This window comes from Thioclava sp. DLFJ4-1, assembly GCF_002020145.1.
GTDB classification, from domain to species: domain Bacteria; phylum Pseudomonadota; class Alphaproteobacteria; order Rhodobacterales; family Rhodobacteraceae; genus Thioclava; species Thioclava sediminum.
The window spans coordinates 553,541-568,357 of record NZ_MPZT01000002.1; the positions used below are offsets into that span (position 1 = coordinate 553,541).

19 protein-coding genes are annotated in these 14,817 nt (G+C 62.9%); 9 read left to right on the plus strand and 10 right to left on the minus strand.

The annotated features are described in order from the left end of the window. Nucleotide 1 precedes the first annotated feature (1 nt). On the plus strand, nt 2–442 hold the full coding sequence (locus BMI85_RS07785; RefSeq protein WP_078600638.1) for a molybdenum cofactor biosynthesis protein MoaE: 441 nt from the start codon (nt 2–4) through the stop codon (nt 440–442). Here BMI85_RS07785 and BMI85_RS07790 read toward each other — a convergent pair whose 3' ends face one another. Then, nucleotides 443–1,261: a sulfotransferase family protein gene (locus tag BMI85_RS07790; protein WP_078600640.1), complete on the minus strand. Its 819-nt coding sequence runs from the start codon at nt 1,259–1,261 to the stop codon at nt 443–445. Between the two features lie 150 nt (nt 1,262–1,411). On the opposite strand from BMI85_RS07790, the gene BMI85_RS07795 reads away from it, so the two are divergent. Beyond that, nucleotides 1,412–2,986 carry a DUF5928 domain-containing protein gene (locus BMI85_RS07795; protein ID WP_078600643.1) on the plus strand — a complete coding sequence of 525 codons (1,575 nt, stop codon included), beginning with the start codon at nt 1,412–1,414 and terminating at the stop codon, nt 2,984–2,986. Between the two features lie 11 nt (nt 2,987–2,997). Beyond that, a complete protein-coding gene (locus BMI85_RS07800; protein ID WP_075773907.1) occupies nt 2,998–3,378 on the plus strand; it encodes an HIT domain-containing protein in 381 nt (126 codons plus the stop codon). A 40-nt stretch (nt 3,379–3,418) separates the two neighbouring features. Here BMI85_RS07800 and BMI85_RS07805 read toward each other — a convergent pair whose 3' ends face one another. Beyond that, nucleotides 3,419–4,405 (minus strand): adenosine kinase, encoded by a 987-nt coding sequence (locus BMI85_RS07805; protein ID WP_078600645.1) that lies wholly within the window; start codon nt 4,403–4,405, stop codon nt 3,419–3,421. Further along, complete coding sequence (gene nth, locus BMI85_RS07810; RefSeq protein ID WP_075773905.1) at nt 4,402–5,046, minus strand: endonuclease III; 645 nt, start codon at nt 5,044–5,046, stop codon at nt 4,402–4,404. The genes BMI85_RS07805 and nth overlap by 4 nt, the downstream gene beginning before the upstream one ends. Before the next feature lie 114 nt (nt 5,047–5,160). Here nth and BMI85_RS07815 point away from each other — a divergent pair, with 114 nt between their 5' ends. The 3 genes from BMI85_RS07815 to BMI85_RS07825 all read left to right on the plus strand — a co-directional run bounded on the left by BMI85_RS07815 (nt 5,161) and on the right by BMI85_RS07825 (nt 7,697). Beyond that, the gene (locus tag BMI85_RS07815; protein WP_078600647.1) at nt 5,161–6,015 is read left to right on the plus strand and encodes a methylated-DNA--[protein]-cysteine S-methyltransferase; all 855 of its coding nucleotides are present in this window, start codon (nt 5,161–5,163) and stop codon (nt 6,013–6,015) included. Nucleotides 6,016–6,156: 141 nt separating this feature from the next. Then, nucleotides 6,157–6,837 (plus strand): OmpA family protein, encoded by a 681-nt coding sequence (locus BMI85_RS07820; RefSeq protein WP_075773903.1) that lies wholly within the window; start codon nt 6,157–6,159, stop codon nt 6,835–6,837. Nucleotides 6,838–6,935: 98 nt separating this feature from the next. Continuing rightward, nucleotides 6,936–7,697 (plus strand): FCD domain-containing protein, encoded by a 762-nt coding sequence (locus BMI85_RS07825; RefSeq protein ID WP_078522464.1) that lies wholly within the window; start codon nt 6,936–6,938, stop codon nt 7,695–7,697. 82 nt (nt 7,698–7,779) lie between these two features. Here the strand turns inward: BMI85_RS07825 and BMI85_RS07830 are convergent, their stop codons facing one another. The 5 genes from BMI85_RS07830 to BMI85_RS07850 form a co-directional block, all read right to left on the minus strand. Further along, entirely contained in the window at nt 7,780–8,337 is a 558-nt protein-coding gene (locus BMI85_RS07830) for a F0F1 ATP synthase subunit B (RefSeq protein ID WP_078522463.1), read from the minus strand. A gap of 4 nt (nt 8,338–8,341) precedes the next feature. Further along, on the minus strand, nt 8,342–8,905 hold the full coding sequence (locus BMI85_RS07835) for a F0F1 ATP synthase subunit B' (protein ID WP_078522462.1): 564 nt from the start codon (nt 8,903–8,905) through the stop codon (nt 8,342–8,344). 91 nt (nt 8,906–8,996) lie between these two features. Further along, a complete protein-coding gene (locus BMI85_RS07840; protein ID WP_038144344.1) occupies nt 8,997–9,233 on the minus strand; it encodes a F0F1 ATP synthase subunit C in 237 nt (78 codons plus the stop codon). A gap of 64 nt (nt 9,234–9,297) precedes the next feature. Further along, on the minus strand, nt 9,298–10,053 hold the full coding sequence (locus tag BMI85_RS07845) for a F0F1 ATP synthase subunit A (protein WP_246832533.1): 756 nt from the start codon (nt 10,051–10,053) through the stop codon (nt 9,298–9,300). Nucleotides 10,054–10,060: 7 nt separating this feature from the next. Then, nucleotides 10,061–10,417: an AtpZ/AtpI family protein gene (locus BMI85_RS07850; RefSeq protein ID WP_078522460.1), complete on the minus strand. Its 357-nt coding sequence runs from the start codon at nt 10,415–10,417 to the stop codon at nt 10,061–10,063. 215 nt (nt 10,418–10,632) lie between these two features. Between BMI85_RS07850 and BMI85_RS07860 the strand changes: the two genes are divergently transcribed. Next, entirely contained in the window at nt 10,633–11,049 is a 417-nt protein-coding gene (locus BMI85_RS07860) for a metalloregulator ArsR/SmtB family transcription factor (RefSeq protein ID WP_078600651.1), read from the plus strand. On the opposite strand, the gene BMI85_RS07865 is transcribed toward BMI85_RS07860, so the two are convergent. Continuing rightward, a complete protein-coding gene (locus BMI85_RS07865; protein WP_078549087.1) occupies nt 11,046–11,795 on the minus strand; it encodes an SDR family oxidoreductase in 750 nt (249 codons plus the stop codon). The two genes, BMI85_RS07860 and BMI85_RS07865, sit on opposite strands and share 4 nt — an antisense overlap. A gap of 218 nt (nt 11,796–12,013) precedes the next feature. On the opposite strand from BMI85_RS07865, the gene BMI85_RS07870 reads away from it, so the two are divergent. Then, the gene (locus BMI85_RS07870) at nt 12,014–13,075 is read left to right on the plus strand and encodes a hypothetical protein (RefSeq protein ID WP_078549089.1); all 1,062 of its coding nucleotides are present in this window, start codon (nt 12,014–12,016) and stop codon (nt 13,073–13,075) included. A 180-nt stretch (nt 13,076–13,255) separates the two neighbouring features. Here the strand turns inward: BMI85_RS07870 and BMI85_RS07875 are convergent, their stop codons facing one another. Then, the gene (locus tag BMI85_RS07875; RefSeq protein ID WP_078542268.1) at nt 13,256–14,032 is read right to left on the minus strand and encodes a cell cycle transcriptional regulator TrcR; all 777 of its coding nucleotides are present in this window, start codon (nt 14,030–14,032) and stop codon (nt 13,256–13,258) included. A 132-nt stretch (nt 14,033–14,164) separates the two neighbouring features. Between BMI85_RS07875 and BMI85_RS07880 the strand changes: the two genes are divergently transcribed. Continuing rightward, nucleotides 14,165–14,815 (plus strand): ribonuclease T2, encoded by a 651-nt coding sequence (locus BMI85_RS07880; RefSeq protein WP_078600653.1) that lies wholly within the window; start codon nt 14,165–14,167, stop codon nt 14,813–14,815. The last annotated feature ends 2 nt before the right edge of the window (nt 14,816–14,817 follow it).

The following is a 14,817-nucleotide window of genomic DNA, read 5'->3' on the forward strand; positions in this document are numbered from 1 at the left end:
GATGAAAGTCTCCGTTCAGGCCGAGCCCTTCGATCTGGGCGCAGAGCTTGCCAATTTCGGCACGGGCCGCGCGGATGTCGGCGCCGTCGTCAGCTTCACCGGCATCGTGCGCGACGACACCGGCGCGATGGAGGCGCTGGAGCTCGAACATTACCCCGGCATGACCGAACGCGCGATCGCGGGGATCGTCGATCAGGCGGTTGAGCGTTGGAACCTGTCGGACGTGACCGTCATCCACCGCCATGGACGGCTGGGCGTGGGCGAGCAGATCATGATGGTCGCCACCGCCGCGCGCCACCGCGTCGCGGCGTTCGAGGCGGCCGAATTCCTGATGGATTACCTGAAATCCCGCGCGCCCTTCTGGAAGAAGGAACATGGGCCCGAGGGCACCTCCTGGGTCGCCGCGAAGGATGAAGACGAGGACGCGCTGAAACGCTGGTGATCAGTCGCCCAGCTTGGCGTGCACCTCGTCCAGATCGACCTCGCCCACCGGCAGCTTGTTGTCCGGATCGTCGAAATCATATTGGAACAGCTGGAAATCCTTCTTGTAGATTTCCCAGATCAGGTGACGCGACAGGTCGTCGAAATAATCGCTCACCTTATGCGCGCGCTTCGGCCCGTGCCCTTCGGATTCGTTGAACCGCGGCACCTTGGCCAGATCAACTTTCACCGGCGTCTCGACCGCGTCGAGCACCGACTGCATCCCCTCGTTGAACTTCTCGGTGAAGAAGATGTTGTCGTAGCGCCCGCCATTGACGATGAAGGTCGAGATATGGCCCGACATGGCCGACCAGTGAATGTCCGGCTCCATCGGGCGGCGCCAGCGGATCGTGTCGCGCGCAAACAGCAGGAAGCGGCGGAACGAGGCGACCTGATCGAAATCGAAATTGTCTTCGGGCGAGCCGACCTCGATCCCGTATTTCTGGATCAGCTGTGGCACCAGCTTGCCGCGATAGCGTTTGCCGTTGCGCTGGATGCCCGCGATCTTGTCGAAGAAGGACGACAGGATGCGCTGATAGGGATTGCGCACGCAGGTGAAGGCGTAGCTTTTGTGCGCCAGCACGTTTTCGGTGATCGGCGTCTGGCTTTCGTCCTGCGACCACTTATGCAGCCCGGCCTTGGAATCGTGGATGTCGCCGTCGAAGAATTTCCCGTGATCGGAATAGAACATGATCTGCCCGATGGAGGAGCAGGCGCATTTCGGCACGACGCGATACACCATGCTTTCGCTCTCGGTCATCCAGGTTCCGGGAAATCCCATTCAAAGCCCTCCAGAAGGTCGCATACCCGTGACCGGGTAACGCAGACATAATAAATATCGAGTAAAGAGCAAAGAAGTCCTGTCTTTTCAACGCTCATTCCGGCTAACAAGTCGGATAATACCAGCAAGTGACATCGCATCGTTTCCCGTATGGCCCGAATCGCCTTTATTCTTCTGACCCATAAGGATCCTGACGGGATCATCGCGCAGGCGGAACGGCTGACGCAGACGGGCGATTATGTGGCGATCCATTTCGACGCGCGCGCCAAGCCCGAACATTACCGCAAGCTGCGCAGCGCGCTCGATGCCAATCCCAATGTCACCTTCGCGAAAAAGCGCGTCAAATGCGGCTGGGGCGAATGGAGCCTCGTCGCCGCGACTCTGGAAGCAGTAAAAGCCGCGGTCGCCGATTTCCCGCGCGCCACGCATTTCTACATGCTCTCGGGCGATTGCATGCAGATCAAATCGGCCGAATACGCGCATAATTTCTTAGACGCGGAAGAGGTCGATTACATCGAAAGCTTCGACTTCTTCTCCTCGGGCTGGATCAAGACGGGGATGAAAGAAGACCGGCTGGTCTATCGCCACTGGTTCAACGAGCGCAATCAGCCCAAGCGGTTCTATCTCGCTTATAACCTGCAAAAACAGCTGAAGCTGTCGCGCGAGGTGCCGAGCGATCTGCAGATGATGATCGGCTCGCAATGGTGGTGTCTGCGGCGGCGCACGATGGAGCAGGTGCTCGATTTCATCAAGGCGCGGCCCGATGTGATGCGGTTCTTCCGCACGACATGGATCCCGGACGAGACCTTCTTTCAGACCATCGTCCATCACCTGATCCCCGAGACCGAGATCCGTACCCGGACGCTGACCTTCCTGATGTTCACCGATTACGGGATGCCCGCGAATTTCTACAACGACCACTACGATCTGCTTCTGGCGCAGGATTACCTCTTCGCGCGCAAGATCAGCCCCGAAGCGCGCGACCTGAAGCAGCGTCTGGGCGAGCTGTGGACGCGCGAGGGCGTCGAGTTCGCCGTCTCGAACGAGGGTCGCGCGCTGCATCGCTTCCTCACCGGGCGAGGCCGCATTGGCCGCCGCTTCGCGCCGCGCTTCTGGGAGGCGGAGGCGACCTTGGGCCGCGAGCGCACGCTGACCCTGATCCTGTGCAAGAAATGGCATGTCGCGAAACGTCTGGTGGCCGAGTTCCGCAAACGCTCCTCGATCCCGGCGCTCGATTACGTCTTCAACGAGATGGGCCCCCTGCCCGATCTCGGCGGCATCGAGACCAGCCCGGAAAAGCGCAACCGTCACCGCCGCGCGCTGATGCGGATGGTCTTCGACCACGAGAATGCCGACCGCATGGTGATCTGCGTCGATCCCGCCGAGCTGGACGTGATCGAGGATTTCACACGCGACAAATGCCAGACCCGCATCCTCGAGATCGAGTGCCAGTTCTCCGACGACTATCTCAAGGGTCACGCGCAGCGCGTCGGCCTCGCGGGGCAGCATACGCCGCCGCAGGTGGTCGAGCAGATGCTGCCGACGATCCGCGCCGATCTGCACCATGAATCCGAACGGCTCCGCGATGCCGAGTTCGAGAATTACGCGCTCATGCGCGAGGGCGGCGAGATCGAGGACAACGCCCGCGCGCTGGCCCATGCGCTCGACATCCCTTCCGATATGGCGCAGGAATTGGCCGAACTCGACTACATCTTCCGCGACTGAGGAGAGAGGCCATGGCCTATACTTATGACGATCAGAACATCTTCGCCAAGATCCTGCGCGGCGAGATCCCGAACGACACCGTTCTGGAGACCGAGCATACGCTTGCCTTCCGCGACATCGCCCCGAAAGCGCCCGAGCATGTCCTCGTGATCCCGAAAGGCGCCTATGTCGCACTCGATCATTTCTGCGCTGAAGCCAGCGATGCCGAGATCGTCGATTTCCACCGCACCGTGGCCGAGGTCTGCAAGATGACCGGCGCGAGCCCGGGCGAAGGCGGCGAGGGTTATCGCGGCATCACCAATGCGGGCGAGAACGGCGTGCAGGAAGTGCCGCATTACCACCTGCATATCCTCGCAGGTCGCCCGCTCGGGCCGATGCTGCTGATGCGTTAAGGCTGGCGGCGCGCCCTTAACCGGGCGCGCCTCAAGAGGCTCAGATGAGCCCGCGCTCTGCAAATAGCGCCTTAACATCGATCTCAGGCCGTGCGCCGTAATGGCCGATCACCTCGGCCGCCGCAGCACAGCCCATCTTGCCCGCAGTCTCTAGGCTCTGCCCCGTCGCGTAGCCGTAGAGGAAGCCCGCCGCGAACTGATCGCCCGCGCCCGTCGCATCGACCGGCACCACGCGCTTGACCGGAACCGTTGCGCGTTCCTCGCCACGGATCAGGATCACGTCGTCGCCCGAGCGGGTGCAGACCACCAGCTCGCATTCCTTAGCGGCCTGTTTCAGCGCCGCATCCAGATCGGTCTGATAAAGCGATTCCCATTCGTGCTGGTTGCCGATCACGTAATCCATCTGGTCGCGTACCAGACGCCGGAAATCGTCGCGGTGACGATCGACGCAGAACGGGTCCGACAGCGCGATCCCCGCCTTGCCGCCGCCCCGGTGACAGCCCTGCGCGGCCTTCAGGAACGCAGCCTTCCCGTGATCCTTGTCGAAGAGATAGCCTTCGAGGAACAGGATCTGCGTGTTCTCCACCACCTCGAGGCTCACATCCTCGGTCGAGACCTCCGCCGAGATCCCGAGGTAAGTGTTCATCGACCGCTCACCGTCCGGCGTCACGAAGATCATCGAGCGCGAGGTCGGCAGCTCGCCATCCTTCACCGGCGGGTTCGGGAAATCCGTGCCCTCGCCATGCAGAGCCGCCTCGTAGAAGCGCCCCAGCGTGTCGTCGCGCACCCGGCCGATAAAGGCGGTAGTCAGGCCGAGATTGCCCAGCCCCGCGATCGTGTTGCCGACCGAACCGCCCGGCGCCTGCGTGCGCTCTTTCATGGCACCGTAGAGCGTCTCGCCGCGTTCACGCTCGATCAGCTGCATGATGCCTTTCTCGATGCCCATATGCTCGAGAAAGCTGTCGTCGCATTGCGCGATCACGTCCACGACGGCATTGCCGATGCCGACGACCTGATACTGTTTCAAAGGTTTTTCTCCTCAAACTGGCACAGATCCTTGATCGGACAGGCCTGACATTTGGGTTTGCGCGCCACGCAGATATAACGACCGTGCAGGATCAGCCAGTGATGGGCGTGGCGCTGGTATTCGACGGGCACGTTGTCTTCGATGGCGCGCTCGACGGCGTCGACATCCTTGCCCGGACAGATGCCGCTGCGATTGCCGACGCGGAAGATATGCGTATCGACCGCCTGCGCGGGATGGCCGAACCACATGTTCAGCACCACGTTCGCGGTCTTGCGCCCCACGCCCGGCAGCGATTGCAGCGCCGCGCGCGAGGACGGAACCTCACCGTTATACTGATCGACGAGGATCTGGCTCAGCTTGATGACGTTCTTCGCCTTCTGCCGGAACAGACCGATCGTCTTGATATGCTCGGTCACGCCCTCGAGGCCCAGCTCCAGCATTTTCTCGGGCGTGTCGGCCACAGCGAAAAGCTTCCGCGTCGCCTTGTTCACGCCCGCATCGGTCGCCTGTGCGGAAAGCGCCACGGCCACCACCAGCGTATAGGCGTTGACGTGCTCGAGCTCCCCCTTGGGATGGGGTTCCGAGGCTTCGAACCGCGCGAAGACCTCTTTCATCGTGGCATAATCGAATTGCTTGGCCATGCTTTCCTAATGCCCGCCACGCGCGCGAAGGGCAAGGCCGCGCGCAAACCGCAGCTTTCGGGTCGCGCGCCTGACGCCCGCGCCCTAGGATCGACGAGAACCAAGAGGTGCGTGATGAACGACCACAGCGACATTGCCGAGAGCTACCACTATCAGGTCATCGCCCGCGCGCTGGCCGAGATCGACGCAGCACAAGCGGCGGGTGAATTGCTGACGCTGGAAGCGATCTCGGCGCGGCTCTCGATGAGCCCCGCGCATTTTCAGCGGCTGTTCTCGGCCTGGGTCGGGGTCTCTCCGAAACGCTACCAGCAATATCTGACGCTCGACTTCGTGCGTGAATTGCTGAGCCAGCGCCTGCCGCTCGACGAGGTGGCCGACCGTGCGGGACTGTCCGGCACGGGGCGGCTGCACGATCTGGTGCTGCGCTGGGAGGCGATGACGCCCGGCGCGTTTGCCCGCGGCGGCGACGGCGTCGCGATCCGCTGGGGGCGGTTCGACAGCCCCTTCGGCCCGGTGATCGCGATGGGCACCGATCAGGGGCTCTGCGGCATGGGCTTCACCGCCGAGATGGGCGAACGCGAGACCTTTGACGACCTCGCCCGCCGCTGGCCCGAGGCCCGCTTTACCGAAGACCCCGAGCCGCTGCGTCCTTGGGTCGACGCCGCCTTCAGCCGCCACGGCGAGGCGAAGCTGACGCTGATCGGCGCGCCGTTCCAGATCAAGGTCTGGGAGGCGCTGCTCTCGATTCCTTCGGGGCAGGTCACCACCTATTCCGACATCGCCGAGGCGATCGGCAACCCCAAGGCCGTGCGCGCCGTGGGCACCGCCGTGGGCCGCAACCCGATCTCCTTCCTGATTCCCTGCCACCGCGCCCTGCGCAAATCGGGCGGATTGGGCGGCTATCACTGGGGTCTGGGCGTCAAACGCGCGATTCTGGGCTGGGAAGGCGCCCGCGCAGAGGCCGATTGAGCGTCCCTCCGCCGCTTCTACCGCCAGATGATGCGCGGATTTCCGCGCTTCACGAAAAGGGCATGGAACCTGCGCGAATTTTACGCGTATCTTCCGGCAAGCCTCGAGACATGGGGCGACCAGAGAAGGCAGAGACAGAACATGACCACCGTTCTCAAGACCAAAACCATTCTTCTGAGCGCCGCCGCTGCGATGGCGCTTACCGCTTGTGTGCCGGGCGGCTACACCGGGGCGAACAACCCCGACCAAAGCCCGAACGCAAACCGCAATGCCGGTGCGATCACCGGTGCGCTGATCGGCGGCGCCCTCGGCGCCAAGAGCAAAGGCGACGAAAAGCTGACCAAAGCCGCAGCCGGCGCGATCGTCGGCGGCGTGATCGGCGGCGCGATCGGTTCGCAGCTCGACCGTCAGGCGCAGGAACTGCGTCGCGACCTGACCACCAACGGCGTCAGCGTCGTGCGTCAGGGCAACCAGCTGATCGTGACGATGCCGCAAGACGTGCTCTTCGCGACCGACAGCGCGGCCGTGCGCCCCGATCTGCAGCGCGATCTGTACACGCTCGCAGGCAGCCTCAACCGCTATCCGGACACCACCGTCGAAGTCGTCGGCCATACCGACAACACCGGCGATGCGGCCTACAACATGCGCCTGTCGCGTCAGCGCGCGCAGTCGGTGGCCAATGTCCTGATCAATGGCGGCGTCCCGAGCTACCGCGTGATCCCGACCGGTCGCGGCGAGGATCAACCTATCGCGAGCAACCTGACCCCCGAGGGTCGTCAGGCCAACCGCCGGGTCGAATTCATCATTCGTCCGAACAACTAAATCGCTCGTCAGAGTGGGAAAAGGGCCGGGGAAACCCGGCCTTTTTTCATTGCCGACGACCCGATCTGGTCATACATCTTTACCACATGGAGGGGTGCATGCCATTTCAGAAGATCGAATCCGAGAAGCTCGCGAATGCTGTCGTGCGCCAGATCGAGCAGCTCATCCTGCAGGGCATTCTGCGCCCCGGCGAGCGCCTCCCCTCCGAGCGAGAGCTGTCCGAACGCCTTGGCGTCTCGCGTCCGAGCCTGCGCGAAGCGGTCGCGGAGCTGCAGGAGTCGGGTCTCCTGACCACCCGCGCCGGGGCCGGGATCTATGTCGCCGAAGTGCTCGATTCCGCCTTCTCGCCTGCCCTGATCCGGCTGTTTGCGCGCAACGATCAGGCGCTGTTCGACTACATCTCGTTCCGCCGCGACATGGAGGGGCTCGCCGCCGAGCGCGCCGCGCAATGCGGCTCGGACACCGATCTCGCGGTGATCCAGACGCTGTTCTCGCAGATGGAAGCGGCCCATTCCAAGCGCAATCCCACGCAGGAAGCCCAGCTCGATGCGCAGTTCCACATGGCGATCATCGAGGCGAGCCATAACGTCATTATGATCCACATGATGCGCGCGATGTTCGACCTGCTCGCCGAGGGCGTGTTCTACAACCGCTCCATGATGTTTAGGAACCGCGGCACGCGCAGCAAGCTGCTCGACCAGCACCGGGCGATCAACGAGGCGATCCAGCGCCGCGATGCCTCTGCCGCACGCAAGGCCATCGCGGCCCATATGGAATTCGTCGAGGTCGAGATGGCCGCGATGCGCCGCGCCGAGCGTAACGAGGCCACCGCGCGCTTACGTCTCGAACATAACCGCTGAGACCACATCACCTCTGCCACCAAGACAAAGGAAAACCCCGGCCCATCGGACCGGGGTTTTCAATGTCACCCGTTAGGGGAGATCAGTTCAGGCGCTGTTCGACTTCCGAAAGCGAGCTGTCGATCATCGCGGCACGGTCCGACGCGCTCAGCTGCTTGGCGAGCACGTCGCCAGCGGCGGCCACGGCGACCGACACGGCACGGTCCTTGACCTCTTTCAGAGCCTGCGCCTCGGCCGAGGCGATCTGCTCGTCAGCGGCCTTCAGGCGGCGCTCGATCGAGACCTTCAGGTCTTCCTTGGCCTTCTCGGCAGCAGCTTCGGCGTCGCGCTTGGCGGCGGCGACGATCTGGTCGGCCTGCCCCTGCACTTCGCGCGACTTGCGCTCGTAGCTGGCCAGAACCGCCTGCGCCTCGTCACGAAGCTTGCGCGCTTCGTCGAGATCCGAGCGGATGTTCGTCGCGCGCTTGTCGAGCATCTTGCCCAGCATGCCCGGCACCTTCGCGTAGAGCACGATGCCCACGAAGATGATGAAGGCGATGGTCACGATGAAGTTCGTGTTCCAAAGCGAGAAGAACGGGCCCGTCGCTGCGAAGGCGGGCTGTGCCGCCACGAACGGAAGGAGAAGCGAGAGTTTCTTCATCGTCTTACCCTTTCAGCCGTTGTTCGACAGCCGCGTTGACAGCCGATGCGTCCGAATTGCCACCCAGAGCCGCGACGATCTCGCCGGCGGTGTCCTTGGCGACCTGATCGACCGCTGCAAGCGCGCCGTCGCGGATTTCCGCGATGCGAGCTTCCGATTCCGCGGAGCGTGCGGCGATCTCGGCATCTGCCTTGGCGATAGCCGCGTCGAGGTCCTTTTGGATCTCGGCCTTGGTTTCGCCTGCGATCTTCTGCGCCTGAGCGCGTGCTTCGGCCAGAGCCTTCTCGTAAGCGGCTTCGGCCTCTTCGGCCTTGCGCTTGAAGTCTTCGGCCGCGGCGATGTCACCCGCGATCGTGCCCTGACGATCGGCGAGAACTGCCTCGATCCGGGGCAGTGCGATGCGCGTCAGCAGCCAGTAGATCGCGACCAGAGCGACCACGAGCCAGAAGATCTGGTTCGGGTAGCTCGAGAAGTCGAGCTGCGGCATACCGGCCTTTTGCGCGGTATGTGCCGCGCCTTGGGCCGCATCAGCGGCTGCGTGCGCTGTATTTTGCGTTTCGCTTGCCATGTCGTCCCTCGACCCTGATCACAAATCCCCTTGCGGGTCACGGGATGGGCTCCGAATGAGCCCACCCGCCCTCAAGGAAAAGCGTGCTGGATCAGACGGCGAACATCAGCAGCAGCGCGACGAGGAACGAGAAGATCCCGAGCGCTTCTGCGAAGGCGATGCCGATGAAGAGGGTCGCGGTCTGGCCAGCGGCCGCCGAGGGGTTGCGCAGTGCGCCCGACAGGAAGTTGCCGGCAACGTTGCCCACACCGATAGCCGAGCCGCCCATGCCCATGCAGGCCAGACCAGCGCCGATGTAAGCACCCATTTGAACGATATTGCCTTCCATTGTCGTAACTCCTTGAGGTTGGAAGTGGCAGAAATTTGGTGAACTGGTTCGATCCGTTATCCGGTCAGTGTGCCGGGTGAAGCGCGTCGCGCAGATAGACGCAGGTCAGGATCGTGAAGACATAGGCCTGGATGAAGGCCACGAGAACTTCGAGCCCGTACATCGCGGTGATCGCGAGGATCGACAGCGGGGTGACGGCGATGCCGACGCCCGAGAACAGGATCAGCGGCGCGAAGGCGGCGAACACTTTCATAACCGCGTGGCCAGCCATCATGTTGCCCGCAAGACGAATGGAGTGGCTGACGGGGCGCACGAAGTAGGAGATGATCTCGATGATCGCGAGGATCGGGCGCAGCGCCAGCGGCGCCGAGGCCACCCAGAACAGGCTCAGGAAGCCCGCGCCGTTCTTGACGAAACCGATCACGGTCACCGCAACGAACACGGCGATCGCCAGCAGACCGGTCACAGCGATATGCGAGGTCGTGGTGAAGCCGCGCGGCAGCAGGCCGAGGAAGTTCGAGAAGACGATGAACAGGAAGACCGTGAAGATATAGGGGAAGAACTTCAGCGCGTCCTTGCCCGCCACGTCTTCGACCATCTTGTGAATGAAGCCGTAGGACAGCTCCGCGATCGACTGGGCGCGCGAGGGCACCACGGCGCGGCCGCGGGTGCCGATCACGAGCATGAAGAAGATCGCCAGAACGGCGATCGCCATCCACAGCGTCGCATTGGTCGGCGTGTACCAGTGGACCGGGCCCTCGCCGAAGAGGGGTTTAACGATGAACTGATCCATCGGGTGGAAGGTCAGTTCACTGCGCATTTCCTGTTCAAGAGTTGCCACGGTCGTCTTCCTCTTCATCGGCCATGTCGGCCGCACGCTCTTCGTTCATTTCCTTGGCCGAGCGAAGCATCACCTTCACACCGGCCGCGAGCCCGAGAAGCGTGAACAGCACCATCATCCAAGGCATCGTGCCCATAAGCACATCCAGCCCGTATCCGATGCCGAAGCCGATCCCCAGCCCCGAAACCATTTCGATCACCATACGCCAGGCCATATTCGCCTGGGACAGATGATGATCGGCACGTTGCGGAGGCGGTTCTTGCGTCTTTCTCACTGCCGCAAGCTTCTTCTCAAGCGCTGCGAGGCGCTCGGGATCGGGCTCGTCGGAGCGGTGATCAGGCATGGTTCGGCCCCCACTCAGGTCTCAGCCGTGATAGCCGTGGCCCCCGCCTGAGTCAATTCCGTATAGGCCTCGGAAAGCACCTCGCAACCCATTGATCCGTAACGATTTTGAAAATAGGCCTCAAATTCGCGCCGCGCCAAGCTCACGCGAATGCGAGCAATCGCATATTCAACCGATCGGTTGACGTTTATCGCGCGCCGCCCCATCAAGGAGCGATGCTACCGCCGCCCACCCCTTCTCTCGATGCGATCTTCGCCGCGCTCGCCGATCCCACCCGGCGGACGATCCTGACGATGCTGCTCGAAGACGACATGGCGGTGACCGACGTGGCCGAGCCCTTCGAGATGTCGCTGGCGGCCGTCTCCAAGCACCTTGCGATCCTGACCAATGCCGGGCTGATCTCTCAGGAGAAACGCGGCCGGGTGAAATGGTGCAAGCTGGAGCCGCTCGCGATGTCCGCCGCCACGACATGGATCCAGGGATTCGGTCAGTTCGAACCGCTGGATTTCGATGCGTTCGAGAAATTCCTCGAAGCTGAACTGGCGCAGATCGAGATCAAACCGGAGGAAACCGGGCCGGTGGAGAATGGGCAAAGCGACGCGCCGCCCGGCAGCGCGCCGCAACACGATTAGATCGAGCCCGCCTCGACCATGTAGTTATTCGCCGTGCACATCGCCGCGTCATCCGAGGCGAGGAATAGCACCATCCGCGCGACATATTCCGGCTGGATCAGATCGGGCAGACATTGGTTGCGACGATGATCCTCCAGCGCCTCGGGCGTGGCCCAGAGAGTTTTCTGCCGGTCCGTCATGATCCAGCCCGGCACGACCGTGTTGACCCGGATGCGATGCCCGCCCAACTCGCGTGCCATCGTGCGGGTCAGCCCATGCACCGCCGCTTTCGCCGTCGCATAGGCCGGGAAGCCGCTGCCGGCCTCCCACCACGAATTCGACCCCATATTGATGATCGACCCCGCCCCTTTCGAGATCATGTCCGGCGCAACCGTCTGGATCGCGAAGAACATGTGGCGCAGGTTCGTGTGCTGGCGCTCGTCCCAATACTCGGCATCGATCTCGCGCCAGTCGTGGCGGTCGTCGCGCGCGGCATTGTTCACCAGCACATCCGCCGGGCCGATCTTTTCGCGGAGGCGGCCCAGCGCCTCTTTCATCGCAGCGATGTCGCGCAGGTCGCACAGCTCGTAATCGACGCCGAACCGTTTCGCGATCGCCGCGCTCCCCTCCGCATCGCGGTCGAGAAACCCGACCTTCGCCCCTTGCGCGGCGAAGCCTTCGACGATCAGCGCCCCGATCCCCGAGGCGCCCCCGGTCACGATCACGGATTTGCCCTTCAGGCTTGGATAGTTCGCGAATTCCGGCATCTGCTCCTCCTCTTTTCGCGGAGAGCATCGCGCCCGACGCCACGACTGTCCAGACGGCGACGACAGGGCCTACGTCACAAATCCTTCGCCCCGGCGTCAGCGGGCTGTCACAGCCCGGGGTATTATGACGCCCGAAGCCCCGAGCCGACGACCTGCCGCCCGACGCGGCACCTCGCCCTCAGGGCCTTCATCATATCAAGTCACCTTTGGGGGTATATATGCCACGCCTTTCCCGTTCGTTCACGCTGTCCGCAGCGCTCACCGCTGCCCTTCTCTCGACCGCACTGGTGGCTCCGGCCTACGCACAATCCACGTCAGGCGCGGGCGTTCTGAAGGTCGCGCTCTGGGGTGACGAGTTCTACAGCAAGGATCCCGAGGAGAAGGCGAACTGGATCGACCAGACCGTCGCCTCGATGAACGATCACGATCTCGACTTCACGATCTTCGCCGGCGACACCAAGAGCGGCAGCAGCGAATGCACCGATCAGGCGATCGGGGCGGACGTGCAGGCGATCTTCAACCGCCTCGACATGCCGACGCTCTACGCCCTCGGCGACAATGAATGGGTCGACTGCCACCGCACCAACAACGGCAGCTACGACCCGGTCGATCGACTCTCTTACCTGCGCAAGACCTTCTTCGATGCGGCGAAGTCGCAGGGCTCGAACCCGATCGACGTCGAACGTCAGGGCGCTCCGGGCGAAGCCTACAGCGAGAACAGCCGTTTCGAGCGAAACAAAGTGATGTTCGTCGCCCTCAACGTGCCGGGCAGCAACAACAACCTCGTCGCGACCGACAAGCAATGCACCAAGAAGTCCGACCGCACGCAGGCCGACTGCGGTGCCGCGACCGCGGAATACGAAGCGCGCAACCCGAAGAACGTGGAATGGCTCAAGGAGTCCTTCGCGAAGGCGCGCGAGAATAGCGACGCGGGCATCCTGATCGACATTCAGGCTGACATCTTCTTCCCGTTCGAGCTGAGCGACGGCGGCTACGAAGACGATTTCCTGCCGACCCTCGACGACAAGAACGGCTTCACCGATTTCTACAAGACCCTCGTCGACGAGACCCACAACTTCGACGGTCAGGTCCTGCTGGTCCACGGCGACTCGCATTACTTCAAGGTCGACAAGCCCATGCTCCAGCCCGATGGCCGCAGCACCGCGAATTTCACCCGCGTCGAGGTGTTCGGCAGCAGCGACAACAGCTGGGTGGAGATGACGGTCGATCCGAAATCCGAAGGTGTGTTCTCGTTCCAACCCGTGGTGCTGAAGCAGTAAGCCGCGCCTGTCGCGGGAGTTCGTCGGTTCTCCGGCAGCTCACACCAACCTTTGAGACACGGGCGGCGGTTCATCCGTCGCCCGTGTTCCTATTTCAGCCTCAACGACGCGACGCGTGGCACCGCAATGAAAAAGGCCGCCCCCGATGGAGCGGCCCTGATCTTTCGCGACGACGACAGCTTACTTGCGGTTGTCGTCCTCATCCTCGTCGTCATCATCCTCGGGCAGGTTGAAGAAGCTGTCCGCGTCCGAGTAATCGGCGTTATCCGCGGCGTCGTCCTCTTCCTCGTTCTCCTGCTTGAGATCGGAAGAGGAGAAGTTCTCCAGACCGGCGATGCCGGAGGGCAGCCGCGGCTCGTCGGGCATGCCCAGCGACTGCTCGGTCGAGACCAGCTTGCGACGCTCATCATCGCTCATCACGCCTTCGGCAGCGGCTTTCTTCGCGGCCTTCTGAACTTCGATATCCAGTTCCGACTGGCGGCACAGACCCAGCGCGACCGGATCGATCGGGGTCATGTTCTGGATGTTCCAGTGCGTGCGCTCGCGGATCGACTGGATCGTGGGCTTGGTGGTGCCGACGAGACGCGCGATCTGCGCATCGGCCAGTTCCGGGTGGAACTTCACCAGCCACAGGATCGCGTTCGGACGGTCCTGACGCTTCGACAGCGGCGTGTAGCGCGGGCCGCGACGCTTGTCCTCGCCAACGGCAGCTTTGTTGAACTTCAGCTTGAGCTTGTGCATCGGGTCTTTCTCGGCCTTGTCGATCTCTTCCTGATCGAGCTGGCTCGAGGCGACCGGATCGAAGCCCTTCACGCCGGTTGCGACGTCACCATCGGCGATGCCCTGCACTTCCAGTTCGTGCAGGCCACAGAAATCCGCGATCTGCTTGAAGCTGAGCGTCGTATTGTCCACCAGCCACACGGCGGTGGCCTTTGCCATCAGGGGCTTGTTCGTCATTGCAGCCATCCTTTACATATCTCTCCCGGGCCGAGAAATCGGCTGCGGCGCGGGAATTCCCTGCCGCGGTCCATTTCTGGAAGGGGAATTGCCGCCTCATATAGTCAATCGCGCGTCAGGAGAAAAGAGAAAATGACTCGTTTGAGCCTTCTGGCCGCAGCCCTGCTTGCGCTTTCGACCGCCGCCCCGCCCGCCCATGCCGAAGGCGAGCGCGCGGGCGATTTCGACTATTACGTCCTCTCGCTCAGCTGGTCGCCCACCTGGTGCGCCCTGACCGGCGATGCGCGCAACTCTCCGCAATGCGATCCGAAGCACGATCATTCTTTCGTGCTGCACGGGCTTTGGCCGCAATACGAGCGCGGCTGGCCCAGCTTTTGCCGCACGCCGCATCGCGATCCCTCGCGCCAGCAGACCGCCGCGATGGAGGATCTGACCGGCGCGCCGGGGCTGGCCTGGTACGAGTGGAAGAAGCACGGGCGCTGCTCGGGCCTGTCGGCCACGGACTATTTCGCGCTGGAACGCGAAGCCTATGCGAGCATCGAAATCCCGGAGGTGTTGGCCAATCTCGACCGCGACGTGAAACTGCCCGCGAAGGTGGTGGAGCAGGCGTTTCTGGAGGCCAATCCCGGCCTCGATGCCGACGAGATCACCATCACCTGCAAGTCGGGCCGCATTCAGGAGGCCCGCATCTGCCTGACCAAGGATCTCGAGCCGCGCAAATGCGGCTCCGATACGATCCGCGATTGCAGCCTGCGGGATGCCCTGATGGAAAAGGTGCGCTGAGG

Excerpts from the sequence above, each read along its gene's own strand:
- nth (WP_075773905.1), bottom strand. The coding sequence starts at position 5,046 with ATGGCCAAGCAATTCGATTATGCCACGATGAAAGAGGTCTTCGCGCGG.
- BMI85_RS07845 (WP_246832533.1), bottom strand. The coding sequence starts at position 10,053 with ATGCGCAGTGAACTGACCTTCCACCCGATGGATCAGTTCATCGTTAAA.
- BMI85_RS07795 (WP_078600643.1), top strand. The coding sequence starts at position 1,412 with ATGGCCCGAATCGCCTTTATTCTTCTGACCCATAAGGATCCTGACGGG.
- BMI85_RS07830 (WP_078522463.1), bottom strand. The coding sequence starts at position 8,337 with ATGAAGAAACTCTCGCTTCTCCTTCCGTTCGTGGCGGCACAGCCCGCC.
- BMI85_RS07800 (WP_075773907.1), top strand. The coding sequence starts at position 2,998 with ATGGCCTATACTTATGACGATCAGAACATCTTCGCCAAGATCCTGCGC.
- BMI85_RS07880 (WP_078600653.1), top strand. The coding sequence starts at position 14,165 with ATGACTCGTTTGAGCCTTCTGGCCGCAGCCCTGCTTGCGCTTTCGACC.
- BMI85_RS07870 (WP_078549089.1), top strand. The coding sequence starts at position 12,014 with ATGCCACGCCTTTCCCGTTCGTTCACGCTGTCCGCAGCGCTCACCGCT.
- BMI85_RS07865 (WP_078549087.1), bottom strand. The coding sequence starts at position 11,795 with ATGCCGGAATTCGCGAACTATCCAAGCCTGAAGGGCAAATCCGTGATC.
- BMI85_RS07835 (WP_078522462.1), bottom strand. The coding sequence starts at position 8,905 with ATGGCAAGCGAAACGCAAAATACAGCGCACGCAGCCGCTGATGCGGCC.
- BMI85_RS07820 (WP_075773903.1), top strand. The coding sequence starts at position 6,157 with ATGACCACCGTTCTCAAGACCAAAACCATTCTTCTGAGCGCCGCCGCT.
- BMI85_RS07840 (WP_038144344.1), bottom strand. The coding sequence starts at position 9,233 with ATGGAAGGCAATATCGTTCAAATGGGTGCTTACATCGGCGCTGGTCTG.
- BMI85_RS07825 (WP_078522464.1), top strand. The coding sequence starts at position 6,936 with ATGCCATTTCAGAAGATCGAATCCGAGAAGCTCGCGAATGCTGTCGTG.
- BMI85_RS07850 (WP_078522460.1), bottom strand. The coding sequence starts at position 10,417 with ATGCCTGATCACCGCTCCGACGAGCCCGATCCCGAGCGCCTCGCAGCG.
- BMI85_RS07785 (WP_078600638.1), top strand. The coding sequence starts at position 2 with ATGAAAGTCTCCGTTCAGGCCGAGCCCTTCGATCTGGGCGCAGAGCTT.
- BMI85_RS07815 (WP_078600647.1), top strand. The coding sequence starts at position 5,161 with ATGAACGACCACAGCGACATTGCCGAGAGCTACCACTATCAGGTCATC.
- BMI85_RS07860 (WP_078600651.1), top strand. The coding sequence starts at position 10,633 with ATGCTACCGCCGCCCACCCCTTCTCTCGATGCGATCTTCGCCGCGCTC.
- BMI85_RS07875 (WP_078542268.1), bottom strand. The coding sequence starts at position 14,032 with ATGACGAACAAGCCCCTGATGGCAAAGGCCACCGCCGTGTGGCTGGTG.
- BMI85_RS07790 (WP_078600640.1), bottom strand. The coding sequence starts at position 1,261 with ATGGGATTTCCCGGAACCTGGATGACCGAGAGCGAAAGCATGGTGTAT.